This window comes from Allobosea sp. 05T422_2, from assembly GCF_056396265.1.
The window spans coordinates 1-2,834 of sequence record NZ_JBFTLD010000437.1; the positions used below are offsets into that span (position 1 = coordinate 1).

Annotated in this window: 2 protein-coding genes and 2 pseudogenes; 3 read left to right on the plus strand and 1 reads right to left on the minus strand. The window is 58.6% G+C overall.

Annotated elements, in window-relative coordinates:
* Positions 1 to 240: 240 nt before the first annotated feature.
* A complete protein-coding gene (locus tag AC1DJT_RS35690; RefSeq protein WP_476769051.1) occupies positions 241 to 471 on the plus strand; it encodes a hypothetical protein in 231 nt (76 codons plus the stop codon).
* A gap of 632 nt (positions 472 to 1,103) precedes the next feature.
* On the opposite strand, the gene AC1DJT_RS35695 is transcribed toward AC1DJT_RS35690, so the two are convergent.
* On the minus strand, positions 1,104 to 1,547 hold the full coding sequence (locus AC1DJT_RS35695; protein ID WP_476769050.1) for a helix-turn-helix domain-containing protein: 444 nt from the start codon (positions 1,545 to 1,547) through the stop codon (positions 1,104 to 1,106).
* Between the two features lie 657 nt (positions 1,548 to 2,204).
* Here AC1DJT_RS35695 and AC1DJT_RS35700 point away from each other — a divergent pair.
* Together AC1DJT_RS35700 and AC1DJT_RS35705 are read left to right on the plus strand one after the other, a co-directional pair.
* Positions 2,205 to 2,468, plus strand: a pseudogene (locus AC1DJT_RS35700) (hypothetical protein); the annotation flags it as partial.
* Between the two features lie 130 nt (positions 2,469 to 2,598).
* Positions 2,599 to 2,834: pseudogene (locus tag AC1DJT_RS35705) on the plus strand (cyclase family protein); the annotation flags it as partial.

The window sequence follows — 2,834 nt, forward strand, 5'->3', positions numbered from 1 at the left end:
GCGTCGGGGTTCTCGTGACCTCGATAGATCGGGCAGTTGTATTCGGGTCGTCGATTATTGGTCGAAGCGAAACAGTTGCGCCAAGGGTAGGAGAATAGACTTGCGCCAGACGCTACKCCGGGCCATAAACAGCCTGCTTTGATTGACTCGAGCAGATGAAATGTGACCTTACGTCAATCATGGTGATCGGGGGCGACAGGGGGCGGCAAAGACTGTTCATAGATCCCGAGGAGCTTTCCCATGAGCGAAGTCTTCAATCCGGACATGATCTCTCGCCGACATGCCCTTTCCTTCTTGTGGTCGGCAGCCGCTCTCGGTGTTGCTGCGGCTGCTACGATCCTGACAGTCTCGAATTCTCAGGCCCAGACCTCCGGCATGGAGCGGCGTGGGGACAGGCGTACGGGGCGCGGGGAGCGGCGTGACACGCGGCGCACCGGACGCACCGACCGGCGTGAGGAGCGGCGCCACTGACTGGGTGCTGCACCCAACTCAGAAACTTCGGTTTACGCCTGGCCCACGGCCAGGCGTTTTGTCCATCCCTGTTGGGGAAGTCACTCCAGTTCAGGCCATCGATGTTCTTGCTGAGTGCTCATGCGCGATAAATCACGCATGCGGTGCAGTCATCGAAGAATAGTGAGCCAGGCCAACGCCATCCCTCCCCAGAGCAAGAATGATATCGCGGCTCCCCAAATAATCCCTCGGCCAAAACTATCGTCATCGTCTCCATCGGGCCGAAACCATTTGTAATTCCGCTGGTTTGCTGGGGGCGATGCTGGAAGTTCGTGGGAAAATCCGCTCTTCCTTGAGATCGCCATGCCAATAACTCCTCAGTTGGCCGATAGCGCAGCGGATTGCATAATATTCAGTATTCACAATGCATGTAGTCAAGCCAAGAACAGGTATCGAAATGATGTAAGCACACGCATATTGGCTCGTCGACGGGGATTTGCACCGTCCCGTTCGGATCGACGGAGATTGGTTAACTAGTGACAGCACGACGATGCTGCTACGACAAGCCGAGACCGGACGCGTCGCCCTGTATGACGATACGTCATTTGATTTCAGATTCGGTCATCGCGTGCTTTTGCCCGATTGTACTTGCGCTATTCGTGAGAATGCCCGATTTTGTCGCTGCTCCCGGCAGGATCGGCATTCACCAGGTCCTCAACCATGGCAACGATCTGCTGGCGCTTCGCCGTGCTTTCGGCCTTCAAGAAGGCATTGACGAGACGAATTCCTTCGCTGGTCGAGAGCAATTCAGCGATATCGTTGGCACTAACTTCCCTTAAGCGTTCTTGAGGCGCGTTGCTTTCAGTCGCCGCCGCTTCAAAAAAGTAACCCGCCGGSACCTCAAGGATGTGCGCGATGAGCTGAAGACGGCTCGCGCTGAGCCGATTTGATCCGCTTTCGTATTTCTGGATCTGCTGAAACGTGATGCCCAACTGCTCCGCTAGTTGGGACTGGCTGAGGCCGATGAGCTGCCTTCGCGCTCGCAAGCGCGAACCTACGTCTCGATCGATCGAATTCGGTCTTCTCGCAAGCGTCATGACCCGAATCCAGTCGCCCCAAGCATCCTGTTGTTGTCTGAGCAGGTCGATCTGTCAGCCGACCAACGTCGCGCAAATAACTCCGATCGCGAAAGGGGGGCGATTAAGCCCCCGTACCGAATACACTGGCATCCGTTCGAAGCGATGGTCACACGTCCTCTCAGACATCGGCCCAATTGGAAGTGCCCGTCAACACGGCGGGTGACGACTGTTGCGGGCCCAGTCAGATACCGCACTAATTCGTGAGAGTGGAGTGAGGGGCGGAGCCGCCAATCATGTTCCCGTGAACGCTCCGCTTTCCCCAGGGGACTTGGCTCGTGACATTATAATTCGTGCGGAATTAGAACGAAATTCGAACAGTTATCTRAGACGGAATGTCAAAGGCGGGACGGAACGTCAAGCCAGAGCGTCATTGTCGCGGCGTGCCACCGTAGTTCGCTCGACGTTCGGCAAGTCTTTTTGCACGAATATTGCGCGATGCAATCATAGGAGTTCCGAAATCTGAGCGAATACCCCCAAATTGGGGTTGCAGCGATCGCCCCATCTGAGCACGATGCGCGTGCCTGGGTTGATGGGCGGGAGAATTAACCCCATGAATCGACAAGCGACATCGAGTTTTGTTCCTGATGCCTCGCGCTCCCAACCGATGCCCGCGCCATGCGAAGCCGATATCCGCGCGCAACTGCATTGCATTTTGGCAACCGACGGCGAGGCTACGCACGCGCATTATCGGCGGATCGCAGCGTGGAGCATCCGGGCCTGCTGTTCGCCGGGCTGGTCCAGCCGATCGGGCCGACGATTCCGCTGGTCGAGATGCAGTCGCGCTGGATTGCGGCCATCCTTGCTGGTGTCGTCACGTTGCCGTCGCCGCACCACCAGCGCGCCGAGATCGCCGCGCATCGCGAAGAACAGCGGCGAACCTATCTCGAAGCCGCCCGCTATGCGCTGGAGGTCGACTTCAAGTCCTATGCAAAGACGTTGCGTGGCGACCTCGCGGCTGCGACGGTGGCGCTTCCGCAAACGGGCCGCGAGCGCCCGACCGGAGGGGGGCATGACAAATCAGCGCTGGAAGCGCCGGCCGTATGGCTCGAACTGGGGCGATTTCGGGCCGGACGATCAGCTCGGCCGGCTGAACCTGATCACGCGCGAGAAGCGCCTGCAAGGTTTGGCCGAGGCGACGGAAGGAATATCGTTTTGCCTGAGTCTGCCGCTCGACCGGCCGGGCGGCAACATCCTGAGCCCGCGCCGCTACCCGCCGGCGTTGCGTCCGACGATCCGGGACAACCG

Excerpts from the sequence above, each read along its gene's own strand:
- AC1DJT_RS35690 (WP_476769051.1), top strand. The coding sequence starts at position 241 with ATGAGCGAAGTCTTCAATCCGGACATGATCTCTCGCCGACATGCCCTT.